Annotated in this window: 15 protein-coding genes; 6 read left to right on the top strand and 9 right to left on the bottom strand. The window is 59.5% G+C overall.

The window, feature by feature from the left end:
* The first annotated feature begins 27 nt into the window (after positions 1-27).
* Positions 28-636: an HdeD family acid-resistance protein gene (locus tag ACR0LH_RS04050; RefSeq protein WP_480719766.1), complete on the top strand. Its 609-nt coding sequence runs from the start codon at positions 28-30 to the stop codon at positions 634-636.
* 81 nt (positions 637-717) lie between these two features.
* On the opposite strand, the gene ACR0LH_RS04055 is transcribed toward ACR0LH_RS04050, so the two are convergent.
* From ACR0LH_RS04055 to meaB, 4 genes are all read right to left on the bottom strand, one after another.
* Positions 718-1,185, bottom strand: a complete 468-nt coding sequence (locus ACR0LH_RS04055; protein WP_480719767.1) for a copper chaperone PCu(A)C — start codon at positions 1,183-1,185, stop codon at positions 718-720.
* A gap of 44 nt (positions 1,186-1,229) precedes the next feature.
* Positions 1,230-1,625 carry a hypothetical protein gene (locus ACR0LH_RS04060; protein WP_480719768.1) on the bottom strand — a complete coding sequence of 132 codons (396 nt, stop codon included), beginning with the start codon at positions 1,623-1,625 and terminating at the stop codon, positions 1,230-1,232.
* Positions 1,626-1,990: 365 nt separating this feature from the next.
* Positions 1,991-2,278 carry a 50S ribosomal protein L28 gene (rpmB, locus tag ACR0LH_RS04065; protein ID WP_480719769.1) on the bottom strand — a complete coding sequence of 96 codons (288 nt, stop codon included), beginning with the start codon at positions 2,276-2,278 and terminating at the stop codon, positions 1,991-1,993.
* 163 nt (positions 2,279-2,441) lie between these two features.
* Positions 2,442-3,413 (bottom strand): methylmalonyl Co-A mutase-associated GTPase MeaB, encoded by a 972-nt coding sequence (meaB, locus tag ACR0LH_RS04070; RefSeq protein ID WP_480719770.1) that lies wholly within the window; start codon positions 3,411-3,413, stop codon positions 2,442-2,444.
* Between the two features lie 227 nt (positions 3,414-3,640).
* On the opposite strand from meaB, the gene hrpB reads away from it, so the two are divergent.
* From hrpB to ACR0LH_RS04085, 3 genes are all read left to right on the top strand, one after another.
* Entirely contained in the window at positions 3,641-6,073 is a 2,433-nt protein-coding gene (gene hrpB / locus ACR0LH_RS04075; protein ID WP_480719771.1) for an ATP-dependent helicase HrpB, read from the top strand.
* Between the two features lie 163 nt (positions 6,074-6,236).
* Positions 6,237-6,695 (top strand): NUDIX hydrolase, encoded by a 459-nt coding sequence (locus ACR0LH_RS04080; RefSeq protein ID WP_170484627.1) that lies wholly within the window; start codon positions 6,237-6,239, stop codon positions 6,693-6,695.
* Positions 6,696-6,787: 92 nt separating this feature from the next.
* Positions 6,788-8,266: an inorganic phosphate transporter gene (locus tag ACR0LH_RS04085; protein WP_170414433.1), complete on the top strand. Its 1,479-nt coding sequence runs from the start codon at positions 6,788-6,790 to the stop codon at positions 8,264-8,266.
* Between the two features lie 4 nt (positions 8,267-8,270).
* Here ACR0LH_RS04085 and ACR0LH_RS04090 read toward each other — a convergent pair whose 3' ends face one another.
* From ACR0LH_RS04090 to ACR0LH_RS04100, 3 genes are all read right to left on the bottom strand, one after another.
* Entirely contained in the window at positions 8,271-9,245 is a 975-nt protein-coding gene (locus tag ACR0LH_RS04090; RefSeq protein ID WP_480719772.1) for a 2-dehydropantoate 2-reductase, read from the bottom strand.
* Between the two features lie 66 nt (positions 9,246-9,311).
* Positions 9,312-10,274 (bottom strand): pirin family protein, encoded by a 963-nt coding sequence (locus ACR0LH_RS04095; RefSeq protein WP_480719773.1) that lies wholly within the window; start codon positions 10,272-10,274, stop codon positions 9,312-9,314.
* 117 nt (positions 10,275-10,391) lie between these two features.
* Positions 10,392-11,234: a phytanoyl-CoA dioxygenase family protein gene (locus ACR0LH_RS04100; RefSeq protein WP_480719774.1), complete on the bottom strand. Its 843-nt coding sequence runs from the start codon at positions 11,232-11,234 to the stop codon at positions 10,392-10,394.
* A 181-nt stretch (positions 11,235-11,415) separates the two neighbouring features.
* Here ACR0LH_RS04100 and ACR0LH_RS04105 point away from each other — a divergent pair, with 181 nt between their 5' ends.
* Positions 11,416-11,895, top strand: coding sequence for a peptidase associated/transthyretin-like domain-containing protein (locus tag ACR0LH_RS04105; protein ID WP_480719775.1), 480 nt, complete (start codon positions 11,416-11,418; stop codon positions 11,893-11,895).
* A 5-nt stretch (positions 11,896-11,900) separates the two neighbouring features.
* On the top strand, positions 11,901-12,500 hold the full coding sequence (locus ACR0LH_RS04110) for a ferric reductase-like transmembrane domain-containing protein (RefSeq protein ID WP_480719776.1): 600 nt from the start codon (positions 11,901-11,903) through the stop codon (positions 12,498-12,500).
* Here ACR0LH_RS04110 and argF read toward each other — a convergent pair.
* Both argF and ACR0LH_RS04120 read right to left on the bottom strand, forming a co-directional pair.
* Complete coding sequence (gene argF, locus ACR0LH_RS04115; protein WP_170484616.1) at positions 12,497-13,423, bottom strand: ornithine carbamoyltransferase; 927 nt, start codon at positions 13,421-13,423, stop codon at positions 12,497-12,499. The two genes, ACR0LH_RS04110 and argF, sit on opposite strands and share 4 nt — an antisense overlap.
* A 29-nt stretch (positions 13,424-13,452) precedes the next feature.
* Positions 13,453-14,640 (bottom strand): acetylornithine transaminase, encoded by a 1,188-nt coding sequence (locus tag ACR0LH_RS04120; RefSeq protein ID WP_480719777.1) that lies wholly within the window; start codon positions 14,638-14,640, stop codon positions 13,453-13,455.
* Positions 14,641-14,793 lie beyond the last annotated feature (153 nt).

Consider the following 14,793-nt stretch of genomic DNA (forward strand, 5'->3'; position numbering starts at 1 on the left):
GGTGTAACCATTCTCGAAAGGGCTCTCATGACCGATCCCAATACCCAACAAGGCGAAATTCTGGACGATCAAGGACCGGATGGCCGCGACGCGCTTGGCGATCAACTGGCAGACCTGTGGTGGACCTTCCTGCTGCGCGGCATTCTGGCCGGAGTATTGGGTATCGCGGCGCTGTTCTGGCCGACGGGCAGCATCGCCCTTTTGCTCAGGCTGGTTGGGCTATTGCTGGTCTTCGACGGCGGCCTGACCTTGCTGGGCTTCGGGCGGCGCGGCCTGGTCGGGGGCGTCGGGATTGGCGCCCTCCTGATCGGCCTCATTCTGCTGATCTGGCCCGAGGGAGTCGCACGCCTGACCTTCTTCCTGCTGGGCGCATGGGCGTTGATCGTAGGGGTGGGCTCGCTGATGGCCTGGCGTCAGATGCCCGACCAGAACCCGGACGCAGCCACAGTGCGCAACTCGGGGATTGTGGCGCTGGTCATCGGACTGGTGCTGCTGTTCTGGCCCGGCAGCGGGATGGTCGCGCTGGGTTGGGCAATCGCGTTTTCGGCGCTGGCCTTCTCGGTCGTTATGTTCTTTCTCACCGCACGCTTCAAACGCGCCCATGATCGCATCGCAATGCGGGTCGTGAACCGCTGAGGCGCAACGCAAACAGGCCGGGGTTTACCCGGCCTGACGCATGGATGACGGCCGCATCGCGGCCCGAAGACAGGCGTAACTTTAGTTGTTGTGTGACCCGTGGTCGCCTTTGCGCTCTAGATCAACCGGGATGTCGACCTCGATCTCACCAGCCTTTTCAAAGATCAGCGTGACCGGCACGGTTGCGCCATGTTCAAACGGGGCGGAAATCCCCATGAACATGACGTGATCCCCGCCACGTTTCAGCACATGAGCTTCACCGGCCGGGATAACGAACCCTTCTTCAACATGGATCATCTTGGCCACACCATTGGCGTCAACCTGATGCGTGTGCAACTCGACCCGTGCCGCAACATCCGATTCAGCCGCAATCAACCGGTCGTCGGCCTCACCCGCGTTCTGAATCATCATGAATGCGGCTCCCGCCTTTGCAGATTTCCCCGAGGAGCGCGCATAGGCGTCCTCGACGGTGATGCTATCCTGCGCCCAGGCAGCGGTTGTCAGGGTTGCAGCGGCAACGGTGGCCAGCATTTTGAAAGTGAAGGACATAAAGCCTCTCCTGATTTGAGTTCTTGATTAGTTGGAAAACCGCATCAAGCCCAAAAAGGAGGCGCGCGAGCTGGTTGGGACGCAACCACCGGAATGGTGAGATCGCCCAAATCACGTTTCAACGTCGGCAGGGGTTGCTTGGGCGCGTCTGGAAGCGCCGCTTCTGCCAAAGAAACAGCACCCAGCACCGTCAAAGCGTAGTCGGGACAGAAATGCGGTGCCTGCGTCGGTTGCCCCTCGGCATCGACATAGACAACCACTGGGCCGTTCCCGGTGCATAGCACCATGTGCCCGACCGCAACGTCCATCCCGCGAGAAGCGGCAAAACCCTGCCCCGTCAGAATAACGAGCAGCGAAAGAGCAAAGGGCAGAATTCTATTCAGAGCGGATTTCATTCTGCCCAAGGTATAGGCCAGAGACAATTCCGGCTTCAAGCGCATTCAGGCGCTTGAAGCCTGGGGGTCAGAGGAAAGTGTCAGCTGTCCAATTCCGGTCGTTTGACTGAACCTTTGGTCAGACTTGTATGCAGCCGGTTCACTTGACGTTGCATCCGAAAGCATGTCCCAAAGGTCTTGCCGAAAAATGCGGCCAACACTGAGAAAGAATCGAAAGATTTGAAAGACATGAGGGCAAACTCCGCCAAAAAAATATGCCTAAACATATTCCTCTCAGAGTCCGGTGTATGTGAACAAAGTTACGCTACACGGGTCGATTGCGCCAAAACCGCGAACATCCTTAGCCCACACAAAAGAAAAGACCCTGCACCACTTGGGTCCAGGGTCAAAAAATTCGCAGTCAAAAAGGATTAGGCCGAAGCTTGCGCCTTGGTGATTTCCTTTTTCACTTTCAGTGCGTTCGCGGACAGTTCTTCGTCCTTGGCTTTTGCCAGGAACGCGTCCAGACCACCGCGGTGGTCAACCGAGCGCAGAGCGGCAGCCGAAATGCGCAGCTTGACGCCACGGCCCAGAGTCTCGGACTGCAGGGTAACGTCGTTCAGGTTGGGCAGAAAACGACGACGAGTTCTGTTTTTGGCGTGGCTGACATTGTTGCCAGTCATCGGGCCTTTTCCGGTCAGTTCGCAACGGCGCGACATGGTTTCTTCCTTTGTTTCTGGAGGCCGGGCATACCGCCCTCGGCCAAATCACAAGGGGCGCAACCCGAAGTCGCGCCCGAAAACTGGTTGGATGCGTGTAGTGGGAATCGCCGGAAGGGTCAAGACGGGCCAGCAGAATTCTTTGACTTTACCTGTCACCCCTTCAAGTCAGGGTTATCAACATCTGTTCCGCCGCCGCCGCGGGGCTCATGCGGCCTTGCGAAACTTCGACGCTCAGGCGCTCCATCTCGGCGCGTGCCTGCGCAGTTGACAGCCGCGACAGAAGCGCCGAGCGCACTTCCTGCTCGAACCAATACTGCGCCTGCACCGCCCGGTTCCTCTCCCAATGACCCGAGTCGCGACGCCATAGGGTCAGAGATTGAATTTCGGACCAGGCGTCCTCTAGCCCATGTTCCTCGACCGCAGATACTGTCATGGCCTTGGGAAACCCTTCTGGGTCCTGTGGGCGTTTGCGCAGCAGGCGCAAGGCACCGGCGTAGTCGGCACAGGTGCGGGTGGCCGTGGCCTTGAGGTCGCCATCCGCCTTGTTCACCAGGATCATATCCGCCATTTCCATGATACCGCGCTTGACGCCCTGCAACTCATCCCCACCCGCAGGCGCAAGCAGTAGCAGGAACAGGTCGGACAGTTCGGACACAACGGTTTCCGATTGCCCAACGCCCACGGTTTCGATCAGCACAACGTCAAACCCGGCCGCTTCGCACAATGCGATCGCCTCTCGTGTGCGGCGCGCAACACCACCTAGATGAGACTGACTGGGCGACGGGCGGATAAAGGCGGCGCGCTCGCGGCTCAGCCGTTCCATTCGGGTCTTGTCGCCCAAAATTGAACCGCCCGAGCGGGCAGAGCTGGGATCAACAGCCAGAACCGCCACGCGAAGCCCCTGGCTGATCAGCATCATGCCAAAGCTCTCGATAAAGGTGGATTTGCCCACCCCCGGTGTCCCTGACAGTCCGATCCGCAGCGCCTGCCGTTCTGACCCGGCCAACTGAGCCAGCAACTCTGTCGCCTGCGCCCGGTGATCGGCGCGGCCACTTTCAACCAGCGTAATGGCACGGGCCAAAGCACGCCGGTCCCCGTTCAATATCCTGTCTGCCAGGCCGTCTATTTCCATTTTGACCCCGATCCTTTGCGGCAGGTCTACTTGCCGCCCCAATAGGGGGTTTGTCCAGACCATAGAGCGGGCGAAATGCGCCCACCGCCTGCTATTCGCGCCGGGGTGTTGCCGCCGGTCCTCTGTTGGACGTCCGCGGTGCAGCGACAAACCTGCCGACGCGAAACTCCGACCATGTGCCGACAGGGGAACTGGACGTTGCCGGACCATTCGCGGATAAAGCCACCATGACACGCCTGCCCATCGACGACGCCATTCCCGATCTTATCGAAGCCTTGAAAGCCTCTGGTCGCGCCGTGTTGCAGGCGCCGCCGGGTGCGGGCAAGACGACGCGGGTGCCGTTGGCGATACTGGATGCCGGGCTATGTGACGGTCGGATTGTTATGCTCGAGCCACGCAGACTGGCCGCACGCGCAGCGGCTGAACGCATGGCCGAAACGCTTGGCCAGCGCGCTGGCGAAACAGTCGGATACCGCGTGCGTGGCGAGACAAAAGTATCCAAGACCACTCGGATTGAGGTCGTGACCGAAGGGATTCTGACGCGCATGTTGCAATCCGAACCCGATCTTCCGGGTGTGGGCGCGGTTATCTTCGATGAATTTCACGAGAGGTCCCTGAACGCGGATTTCGGACTTGCCCTATGCCTTGAAGTCACGGGGGCGCTTAGGGATGACCTGATCCTTCTGGCTATGTCCGCCACATTGGATGCCGAACCGGTTGGACGCCTGATGGACGCCCCGTTGGTCACGTCCGAAGGCCGCAGCTTTCCGGTGGAAACGCGCTGGCTTGACCAGCCGATGGGGACACAGGCACGACGGCTGGACGCCTTGGTCGATCTGGTCGTTCAGGCCGAGCGGGAAACCAAAGGGGGAATGCTGGTGTTCCTGCCCGGCGAAGGTGAAATCCGCCGCGCTGAGGCGGCGTTGACCCGGCGCTTGCCCCAAAACTGCGAGATAAGGCCGCTTATTGGCTCAATGCCTTTCGCAGAGCAACGCAAGGCGATCGCTCCGACTGATAGCGGCCGCAAAGTGGTATTGGCCACGTCGATAGCCGAAACCTCGCTAACCATCCCCGATATTCGGGTGGTCGTGGATATGGGACAGGCGCGGCGGGCAAGGTTTGATCCGGGCTCGGGCATGTCCCGCCTTGTGACGGAACGCGTCACTCGCGCCGAAGCGACACAACGCGCGGGCCGCGCCGGGCGGGTGGCTGAAGGCGTTTGTTATCGACTGTGGTCCAAGGGGGAAGAAGGCGCGCTGGCCGCCTACCCCCCAGCCGAGATCGAAGCCGCCGACCTGACCGGACTGGCCTTGGAATTGGCCCTGTGGGGCGCCGACCCCGGTGATCTGGCCTTTCTGACCCCTCCGCCAGACGGCACGATGGCCGAGGCACGCAACTTGCTGCAAATGCTGGGTGCGCTCGACGGCAAGGGCCGGATCACCGATCACGGACGGGCATTAGCGGCACTGCCCTTGCATCCGCGCCTTGGACACATGCTGGTGCAGGCCGGACCCGATGCGGCAGTTCTGGCGGCGCTGATGGCAGAACGGGACCCGCTCAAAGGGGCTCCGGCGGATATTCTGCTGCGGCTTGAGGCGTTGCGGGACACGCGGGCCTTTCAGCGCAGTCGGGTGTGGCAGGTGAACACAGGCGCGGCAGACCGGATCAGGGCCGAGGCCAAGCGACTGCGCAACCGGGGCAGTCGCTCAGACCTAAGCCCGGCATCCATGGCCGCGCTTGCTTATCCCGACAGGATCGGACAGCGACGCAAGGGCGACGTGCCACGCTATGTTCTGTCCGGTGGCAAAGGTGTTGTGCTGGACAGCGAGGATACGCTGGCAGCGGCCCCCTACCTTGTGGTCACCGACACCGATGGAAACCCGCGCGAAGCACGCGTGCGCATGGCCGCCCAGATTTCCGAGCGGGAAATCCGCGACTTGTTTGCAGATCAGATCGACTGGGTCGAAGCGTGTGAATGGTCGAAACGCGACCGGCGCGTCATCGCTCGGCGGCAAGAGCGGTTTGGCGCAATCACTCTGGATGACCGGATATGGAAAGACGTCCCAAGCGATGCCGTCGCCCAAGCCATGCTGGACGGCGTGCGAGACCTCGGGTTGGTCCTGAACGGGGCCGCCGCGCGTCTTGCAGCGCGTGTGGAACTGGTAAGGGCCGAAGGCGTCGACCTGCCGGACTTCTCCGCCCAGGGGCTGATGGACACGGTGGAAGACTGGCTGCTGCCCATGCTCGGGGGGGTGCGCAATGCTGAAGATTGGAAACGGTTCGACCTGCTGCCCGCGCTTCGCTCTCGTCTGGACTGGGGGCAGACGCAGGAACTGGATCGCCGCGCGCCCGGGTCTTTTGAAACACCACTCGGGCGCAAGGTTCCCATCGACTATGGCGGCGCGGTGCCCGAAATATCGGTACGCTTACAAGAACTGTTTGGCGTCACGCGTCATCCGGTTGTCGGTGGTGAGGCTTTGAAGATCACCTTGCTTTCGCCAGCCCGACGACCAATCCAAATCACCCGTGACTTGCCGGGGTTCTGGGCCGGATCCTACGCCGATGTTCGCAAGGATATGCGCGCGCAATACCCAAAGCACCCCTGGCCCGAAGATCCCACCCAGGCCGACCCAACCTTACGGGCCAAACGGCGCAGCTAGGGTGCGCGTTGCGATTCTTTAACTATTACCATCGAATATCATCTTTGCCTGATGGCGGGTTGGCGCGTGGTTCCGCGCAACAATGATAGGTGCATTGAAGATATTGCATTTCGTTGTTATGTCACACGCGTTTCCACGGTTGACTCGTGTAAGTGACCCTGATTTGACAAAATGGCTGCGAAATATCTGGGAGGAGGTCGCCAGACCTTTGTTCCTGCGCCCCCGCCGGGTGCAGTTTGCAGCTTTGTGCGTCCGGGATGCCTATGACGGGCCAGAGGTTTTGCTGATCACCAGCCGGGATACTGGTCGTTGGGTCATCCCTAAAGGTTGGCCGATAGATGGGCTGGACGGGCCTGAAACCGCACGGCAAGAAGCCTGGGAAGAGGCCGGGGTACACCCTCAAAGGCTTGGGAAAGACCCGATAGGCCAATACACTTACGACAAAATCCTCAAAGATGGATCCGCTCAGCCGGTTTTGACCAATGTGTACCGGGTTGAGGTACGAGAGCTGGCAGACGACTTCCCCGAAGCAGGGCAGCGCCAACGGGAATGGGTTTCACCTTTGACGGCGGCCGAACGCGTCTGGGAACCCGAACTAAGCGAACTGCTGCGTCAAATGTAACAAAATCGCAGCTATTTGATGACAGACCGGTTGCTTGCAGAGGTAAAACCGTTTAGCGGCCTGCGTCGAACACAGAAACCCGATGAAACCCCATGTCAAACTCGAACACCAAAACCCGCTGGCAGGCACTGGACAGCGATCTGCACCGCATTTCACGTGTCGAAAGCGCAAATGTTCATGTTGCGCGCCCTTTGCTTGCTCCGGGTATCGCGCTGGCTTTTATTGCCCTGGCGGGCCTCTCGGCTGCAATTCTATTCGGGCGCGCTGATGGCGGTCTGATTGTTGTCGCGGCGGCGGCGTTCGGGGCGTATATGGCGATCAATATCGGCGCCAACGACGTTGCCAACAACATGGGTCCGGCCGTAGGTGCAAACGCGCTGACAATGGGCGGCGCGATCGTCATCGCGGCCATTGCCGAAAGCGCAGGCGCGTTGCTGGCAGGCGGAGATGTGGTCTCAACGATCTCCAAAGGGATCATCGACCCGGCATCGGTTGAGAACAGCAACGTGTTCATCTGGGCTATGATGGCAGCGCTGATTTCCTCTGCAATGTGGGTCAATCTGGCAACCTGGGTCGGCGCGCCGGTATCCACCACCCATTCGGTCGTGGGCGGCGTGATGGGCGCTGGCATCGCAGCAGCCGGGCTGAGCGCGGTAAGTTGGGGCACGATGAGCGCCATCGCCGCAAGCTGGGTGATATCGCCGGTATTGGGCGGTGTCATTGCAGCCGGGTTTCTGGCGCTGATTAAGGCTAAAATCCAATATCAGGACGACAAGATCGCAGCCGCGCGGCGCTGGGTTCCTATTCTTGTTGCAGTGATGGCTGGCGCGTTTGCCACCTATCTGTCGGTCAAAGGGCTTAAAAGGATCGTTAAGATCGATCTGGAAATGGCCCTGCTGATTGGCTTGGCCGCCGGTCTTCTGGCGTGGTCCGTCACCGTTCCGTGGGTCCGCCGCAAATCCGAGGGGCTGGAGAACCGCACAAAATCTCTGAAAACGCTGTTCGGCCTGCCTCTTGTCATCTCTGCCACTTTCCTCAGCTTTGCCCACGGCGCGAACGACGTCGCCAATGCCGTGGGTCCGCTGGCAGCGATTGTGCACGCCGCTGAATTCGGCGATTTTGCCTCGAAGGTTGCGATCCCAACCTGGGTGATGGTGATTGGCGCATTTGGCATCTCTTTCGGCCTTTTCTTGTTCGGGCCCAAGCTGATCCGAATGGTGGGAAGCCAGATCACCAAGCTGAACCCGATGCGCGCCTTCTGCGTGGCATTGTCGGCCGCGATCACAGTGATTGTGGCAAGTTGGCTGGGCCTGCCGGTCAGCTCAACTCATATCGCGGTAGGAGCGGTGTTTGGAGTTGGATTCTACCGCGAATGGCACTCGGACCGCCGGTGGAAAAACTCGAACCACAATCGTCCTCCCGAGCGGCGCCTGGCGCGTGAGGAACGCAAGCGGCGCAAATTGGTCCGCCGTTCGCACTTCATGACGATCGTGGCCGCCTGGGTTATCACCGTACCTGCAGCCGCGACCATGTCCGCCTTGATTTTCTGGATCCTGACAGCGTTTCTATAGGGCACTAGCGTGTAATCTGTTCAGGGCGCAGTGCGTCTGACCGGCCCTGTTCGATCAGCGTGCGCACCCGTTGGCAGATCGGTGTTTGAACGCCGCTTTTTTCGCCCAGCCGGATGATCTCACCCTGCAAACTGTCAATTTCAGTTTCGCGACCCGCCTGAACATCATAGGCCATGGATGTACGTGCCGAAGGGTCGATCTGTATCATCCGCGCCGCGATCCTCGAAAACAGCGGTGTCGGCAAGCGCAGGATATGCGGGGTTATCCACGCGGGCAGAGGCGTGGTCGAGGCGACCGGATGTTCGGCGGCCTTCAGAACGGCCAGCGCCTCATCCATTTGATCCGCCATCAAGCGACGCCAGCTTCGGTCAAGGAGTTGCTGTTTCAATGTTAGCCCCGACAGAGCATTCAGCGCGTTATTGAGGTTGATGACCAATTTGCCCCACTGGACGGAGTCTATGTCGTCACTCTCCACAACCGGCAGATCAGTACTGCTCAGCACGCGCCCCAGTTCACCCGGGCCGCTTTGGACAATGATCTCTCCCGATGTCGCACGGTGGAAACGGCCGGGACCGGACGGCACGACGTTGAATGGAACCATGCCCGCCCGGACATCGTGGTCCGGCAGGGCAGCGCGCAGAATGCGGACGTTCTCCAACCCATTTTGCCAAGACAGGACCGGTGCAGATTTCGGTGTAAACTGCGCAATTTGGGCCGCCATTCCCGCCGTTGCCCCGGTTTTTACCGTCACAATCACCAGCTCTGCACAGCCCATCCTGCTGGCGTCCTGGGTCAGCTCCAAATCCGCTGCTGCTATAGTGCGCTGCATGCCCGAATAGTCAGTAACGGTAAGCCCCCCAGATCGGATCGGATCAAGAATACGCGTGCGGCCCAACAGTGTAACGTCATGCCCGGCATAGGCCAGCAACGCCCCGCAATAGCACCCAATGCTGCCAGCCCCAGCAATCACGATTTTCATGATATCCTCCGTTGGCCGCAAGGATCGCTGGGAATTGCGACACGGGCAAGACCCCCTAACGCTTGGTCAACGCGCAAGCCGGGGGCGGGTGCGATCCAGCTCCTCAGAGATTGGAATGAACTCCTGATCGTCTCCGGGCGGCAACTGAAACGCCCCGTTTGCCCAGTCTGCGGCTTTCCATTCCCGGCTGGCCGCTTCGATCTTTTCCTTGGACGACGACACGAAATTCCACCAGATATAGCGATCCTCGTTCATCGTTGCACCACCCAAAAGCATTAAACGCGCCCCCAGCGGCCCGGCCTTTGCCGACAGGTGATCGCCGGCGCGGAAGACCATCATGCGGCCTTCCTCGAACGTATCCCCCGCGATCTCGACTGTTCCCTGGGTGACGTAGACGCCGCGATCCTCATGATCGTCGGGCAACGGGAAAGATGCGCCCGGGTCTAACTGAACATCCAGATAGAAGGTTTCCGACATCATCGTAACAGGGCTGGTTTCCCCATAGGCCGAGCCAAGAATCAACCGCGCACTGACCCCATTGTCTTCGATGTGAGGGAGAGCCCCCTGTTTGTGGTGTTCAAAATCCGGTGCCATATCCTCATGCGCTTCCGGCAGGGCAATCCAGGTCTGAATACCGAACAGGCTGTGTTTCTTGCCCCGCGTTTCCTCGCTGGTCCGTTCCGAATGAGTCACACCTCGGCCTGCCACCATCCAGTTGACCTCACCGGGGTAGATCATCAAATGTGTGCCGAGACTGTCGCGGTGCTCGAACTCTCCCTGATACAGATAGGTTACCGTGCCCAAGCCGATATGCGGATGCGGACGGACATCAATACCACCATCGGTGATAAATTCGGCTGGACCCATTTGATCGAAAAAGATGAAAGGACCAACCAGTTGCCGCTTGACCGATGGCAGAGCACGGCGCACCTCGAACCCGCCCAAATCTCGAGCGCGCGGGATAATCAATGTCTCAAGCGCTGGATTTTCGGAAACACATTCGGGGCTATGGGTGGGGTTCCAACTCATTCCTGCTTCTCCTGCGGCCAAGGGTCTATCGTTCACAAATGCAAATATAGGGTGGATTTTACCAATGTAATCCGCGCAAGTGCACATGAAACGTGCAGAACATATCGTTATGTTATCTCATAACGCCTCACGCGGCCATAGTTGCGGGAAAAAAGCTCCGTCAATACTGTCGCCCTCGCGATAACCTGCTGCCTCGAACTGTGCGCGTTCACCCTTGGCCCAATCCCCTCGATACCGTATCACGCCGTCTGGCGCGGTCATGCGGAGGGTGAAGCGACGAACGGTTTCGGTCGGCGTGACCGAGGACAACCCGCCATGCAAAGTGCGCATATCAAAGAAGATACAGTCGCCCGGCTCCATATCCCATTGCAGCAGGTCATACGCATCCGGGTCCGCATTTACATCAGGAGGCGGGTGGTAGGTGCGACCGGCAACCTCGGTCGGCTCATAGCTTGGGTGCCCGTCGGCAAATCGGACCCGCATAAACAGCTTGTCCCACAGGTGCGAACCTTTGACGAAGGCTATCCCATTCGCCTTGTCTACCGGTTCCAGCGGCAGCCACAGCACGCACATCGTGCCTTCAAAATCGAAGTAGGACAGATCTTGGTGAAACGGAGGGCGAGAGGTTGATCCAGCTTCACGCAGAAACCAATTGTCCATAACCAGATTGATCGAAGGCGCGCCTAGCAACTGCGCCGCCAGCGGAGCGCAAGGCGAGTTATGGACGAAATCCGAGAATTGGGGAAATTTGTTCCAAGCCCAGTAGTCCTCGAAATAGGCAGGGGCGTCGGGATCTTTAGTGTGACGCGCGAAATTTCCAGTGGGATTGGCGAGGTCTGCGTCGATACCATCGCGCAAGGTATCCAGCCACCTAGTCGAAAACTTTGACCGCAACATCACTGCTCCGTCCCGCTGAAACGCGGCGATCTCATCGTCTGTAACACGATCTGTCTGGGTCATACGGCACGTCTTTCGAGCAAAGATCGGACCCTGAAAAGATTGCACCCCAAGAGGCAGGCGGTCAAAGGAATTCACATTTCCCGCCTCAGCCTCGGAATGTGCGGCAATCGTGCTATTCTTCTAGCCCAGACATGCCCGACATAGCCCGGGCGGGTGACTTGTTTTTGAATACGAGGTTCGCATGACCGGTGTTTCAATTTCTCGACGTTCTCTGATTGCCGCTGGCGGAGCTGTCCTTGCGTCGGGCCTGCTCTTACCTGCGCTGGCCAAAGGTCTTGCACCCACCCCATCGATGCGGGGAGGTGCCAACAATTATCGCCCCGGCGCGCCCATCGTAAAGCAGATCGGAGGCGGTGGCTTCTGGATGACCGGCACGGTGCGACGCGCCGGGGATGGTGCCCCCCTGCCCGGCCAGCGCATTCAAATCTGGGCTCACACGACCGAGGGGCACGAGCGCGACCCCCAAAGTCACGGCGCGACCGTGACCGATGCGAATGGGGTATTCCGACTGGAAATGCCCCAGATTGTACCGGCTTTTGGACAACCCCACGGTCATCTGGCCTACGACAGCGGTGACTTTGAGACAGTATTTCTGCGCCCTGTCATGGCGAGCGCGAAAGACACGACCCTGACCGCTCATTTCGTTTTGCAACCTGTCTGAGACGCGTGTTTCGGACAATCGTGATCTGGGCGACACTTATCGCCGTCCTTCTGGTACAGCTCGTGGCTGCGGGGTTCAGCCCCTATCTGGCGTGGCGCGACCCTGTCTACATCGTTGCGGGTTTTGCCGGAATACTCGGCCTGTGCCTGCTGTTGATTCAGCCGTTACTGGCGGGTCGCTGGCTTCCGGGCCTTTCACCATTGGACAGTCGGCGCTGGCACCGCAGAAGCGGCATCGCGTTGGTTGCGGCTGTTGCTGTGCATGTGGTCGCGCTTGGCATAACCAGTCCGCCGGACGTGGCGGACGCCTTGCTGTTTGTCTCTCCCACCCCGTTCTCGGCCTGGGGCGTCGTCGCAATGTGGGTGACACTCGCGGTCGCTCTGCTGGGTTTATTCCGACAACGCACGAAACTCCGTTTCCGCGTCTGGCGCCTCGGTCACACGGGGCTTGCCTGCGTTGCAGTTGTCGGAAGCGTGGTGCACGCATTACTGATCGAAGGCACCATGGAGATCATGTCAAAGACCCTGCTGTGCGTTCTGGTTGTGCTGGCAAGCGCCCGAACGCTTGCCCGCATGCGTGTATGGGACATGCAGAGGCGCGACTAAACGCCCAGACACCAGCGCATCACCGCCTTTTGCGCGTGAAGACGGTTTTCGGCCTCGTCAAAAATCACCGAATTCGGCCCATCCATCACTTCGGATGTCGCCTCCTCCTCGCGGTGGGCAGGCAGACAATGCATGAACAGCGCGTCGGGCTTGGCATGCGACATCAACTCCTCATTAACCTGATAGGGCCGCAGCAGATTGTGACGGCGTTCCTTGGCAGACTGAGAGTCGTGCATCGAGACCCAAGTATCCGCGACCACGAGGTCCGCGCCCTCGACCGCCTTGAAAGGGTCACGCTCCACCACGATCTTGGACCCTTTTTGGCGCGCAAAACCCATGAATTCTTCTTCGGGATCGAACTGCGCGGGGCCGGTAAATGTAAGGTCGAAACCGAACTGGCCAGCCGCGTGCAGGAACGAGGCACAGACATTGTTACCATCGCCGGTCCAGACAACTTTTTTGCCAGCGATCGGGCCACGGTGCTCCTCGAACGTCAGGACGTCCGCCATGATTTGGCAGGGATGCGTCCGGTCGGTCAGGCCATTGATCACCGGCACGTCTGAGTATTCCGCCATCTCGGTCAGGATCGTTTCGTCAAAGGTTCGGATCATGATCATGTCGACATAGCGCGACAGAACGCGCGCGGTATCGGCGATGGTTTCACCATGCCCAAGCTGCATGTCCTTGCCGGACAGGACCATCGTTTCACCGCCCAACTGCCGGACCCCGACATCAAAGGACACGCGTGTCCGGGTCGAGGGTTTTTCAAAGATCAGCGCGACCATACGACCCGCCAGCGGTTGCTCATCGTCCAGGGCAGCTTTCGGGCGGCCAAGGCGGGCCTGCTTCATTGCGCTTGCCTGATCAATCATGCTCCGTAACTCGGCAGCATCGGTCTTGTGGATATCAAGGAAGTGGTTCATCTGATTTCGCTTTTCTATTCAATTACATATCAGGCAGAGGCCATGTCGCTTTCGATCTGGGCGGCGGCCTTTTCAAGCCTGATGACTGCCTGCGCAATGTCGTCCTCGGTCAAGGTCAGCGGAGGCAGCAGGCGGATCACGTTGTCGGCGGCGGGAACGGTGATGACTTCGTTGTCATATCCTGCGTTCACCACGTCCGTGTTTAGCGGCTGGCACTTGACGCCCAGCATAAGACCGGTGCCGCGCACCTCTTCAAAGACCTCTGGGTGATTGGCGATCAAACCTTCCAGTTTTTGCCGCAGCATCCCGGACTTTCGATTTACGCCCTCAAGAAACGCAGGCGTCGCAACCTGATCAATTACGGCGCAGCCCACAGCACATCCAAGCGGGTTGCCGCCATAGGTCGAGCCATGAGTCCCCGCTGTCATGCCACTGGCCGCATCTTCTGTCGCCAGAACAGCGCCCAAGGGGAACCCTCCGCCAATGCCTTTGGCCACCATCATGATATCGGGTGTGATCCCCGCCCATTCATGAGCAAACAGCTTACCGGTTCGCCCCACCCCGCATTGCACTTCGTCCAGAATAAGCAACAGACCATTGTCGTCACAAATCTGGCGCAGGGTCTTCAGCTCGGCGTCGGGAACCGGACGGATGCCGCCTTCGCCCTGAATGGGTTCTATCAGGATGGCCGCCGTTTGATCGGTAATGGCATTGGTGACACCGTCGAGATCCCCGAACGCGACATGCACGAACCCGGGTAGCAGAGGGCCGAACCCCTTGGTCATCTTCTCTGACCCTGCAGCAGCGATTCCTGCGGACGAACGACCGTGGAACGAACCGTCAAATGTAATGATCTCAACCCGTTCAGGCTGACCTTTGTCATAGAAATACTTGCGGGCCATTTTCACGGCCAGCTCGCAGGATTCTGTACCGGAATTTGTGAAGAAAACCGTGTCGGCAAACGTATGCTCGACCAGCTTGTCGGCCAGCGCCTGCTGCTGCGGGATGTGATAGAGGTTCGAGACATGCCACAGCGCATGCGCCTGTTCGGTCAGCGCGTTCACCAGCGCCGGATGCGCGTGGCCCAGCGCGTTGACCGCGATACCCGCGCCGAGGTCCAGAAAACGTCGGCCGTCCGCCTCGGTCAGCCATGCGCCTTCGCCCTTTACGAATGTCAGGGGCGCGCGGTTATAGGTCGGCAGAACGGACGGGATCATCGGATCATCCTTTTCGATATGTTGAGCCCCGTGAGTGATACACTAGGCCCATGTTAGTCAACTGATTTGGTGGGAAGTGCGCGCTTTCTAAGCGCACGCAGGATCAAACTGGCCGGTTACGCAGCGATGCGTCGGCGTCGGAGGTGCAGTATA

The sequence above is a fragment of the Ruegeria sp. CL6 genome, assembly GCF_056536465.1.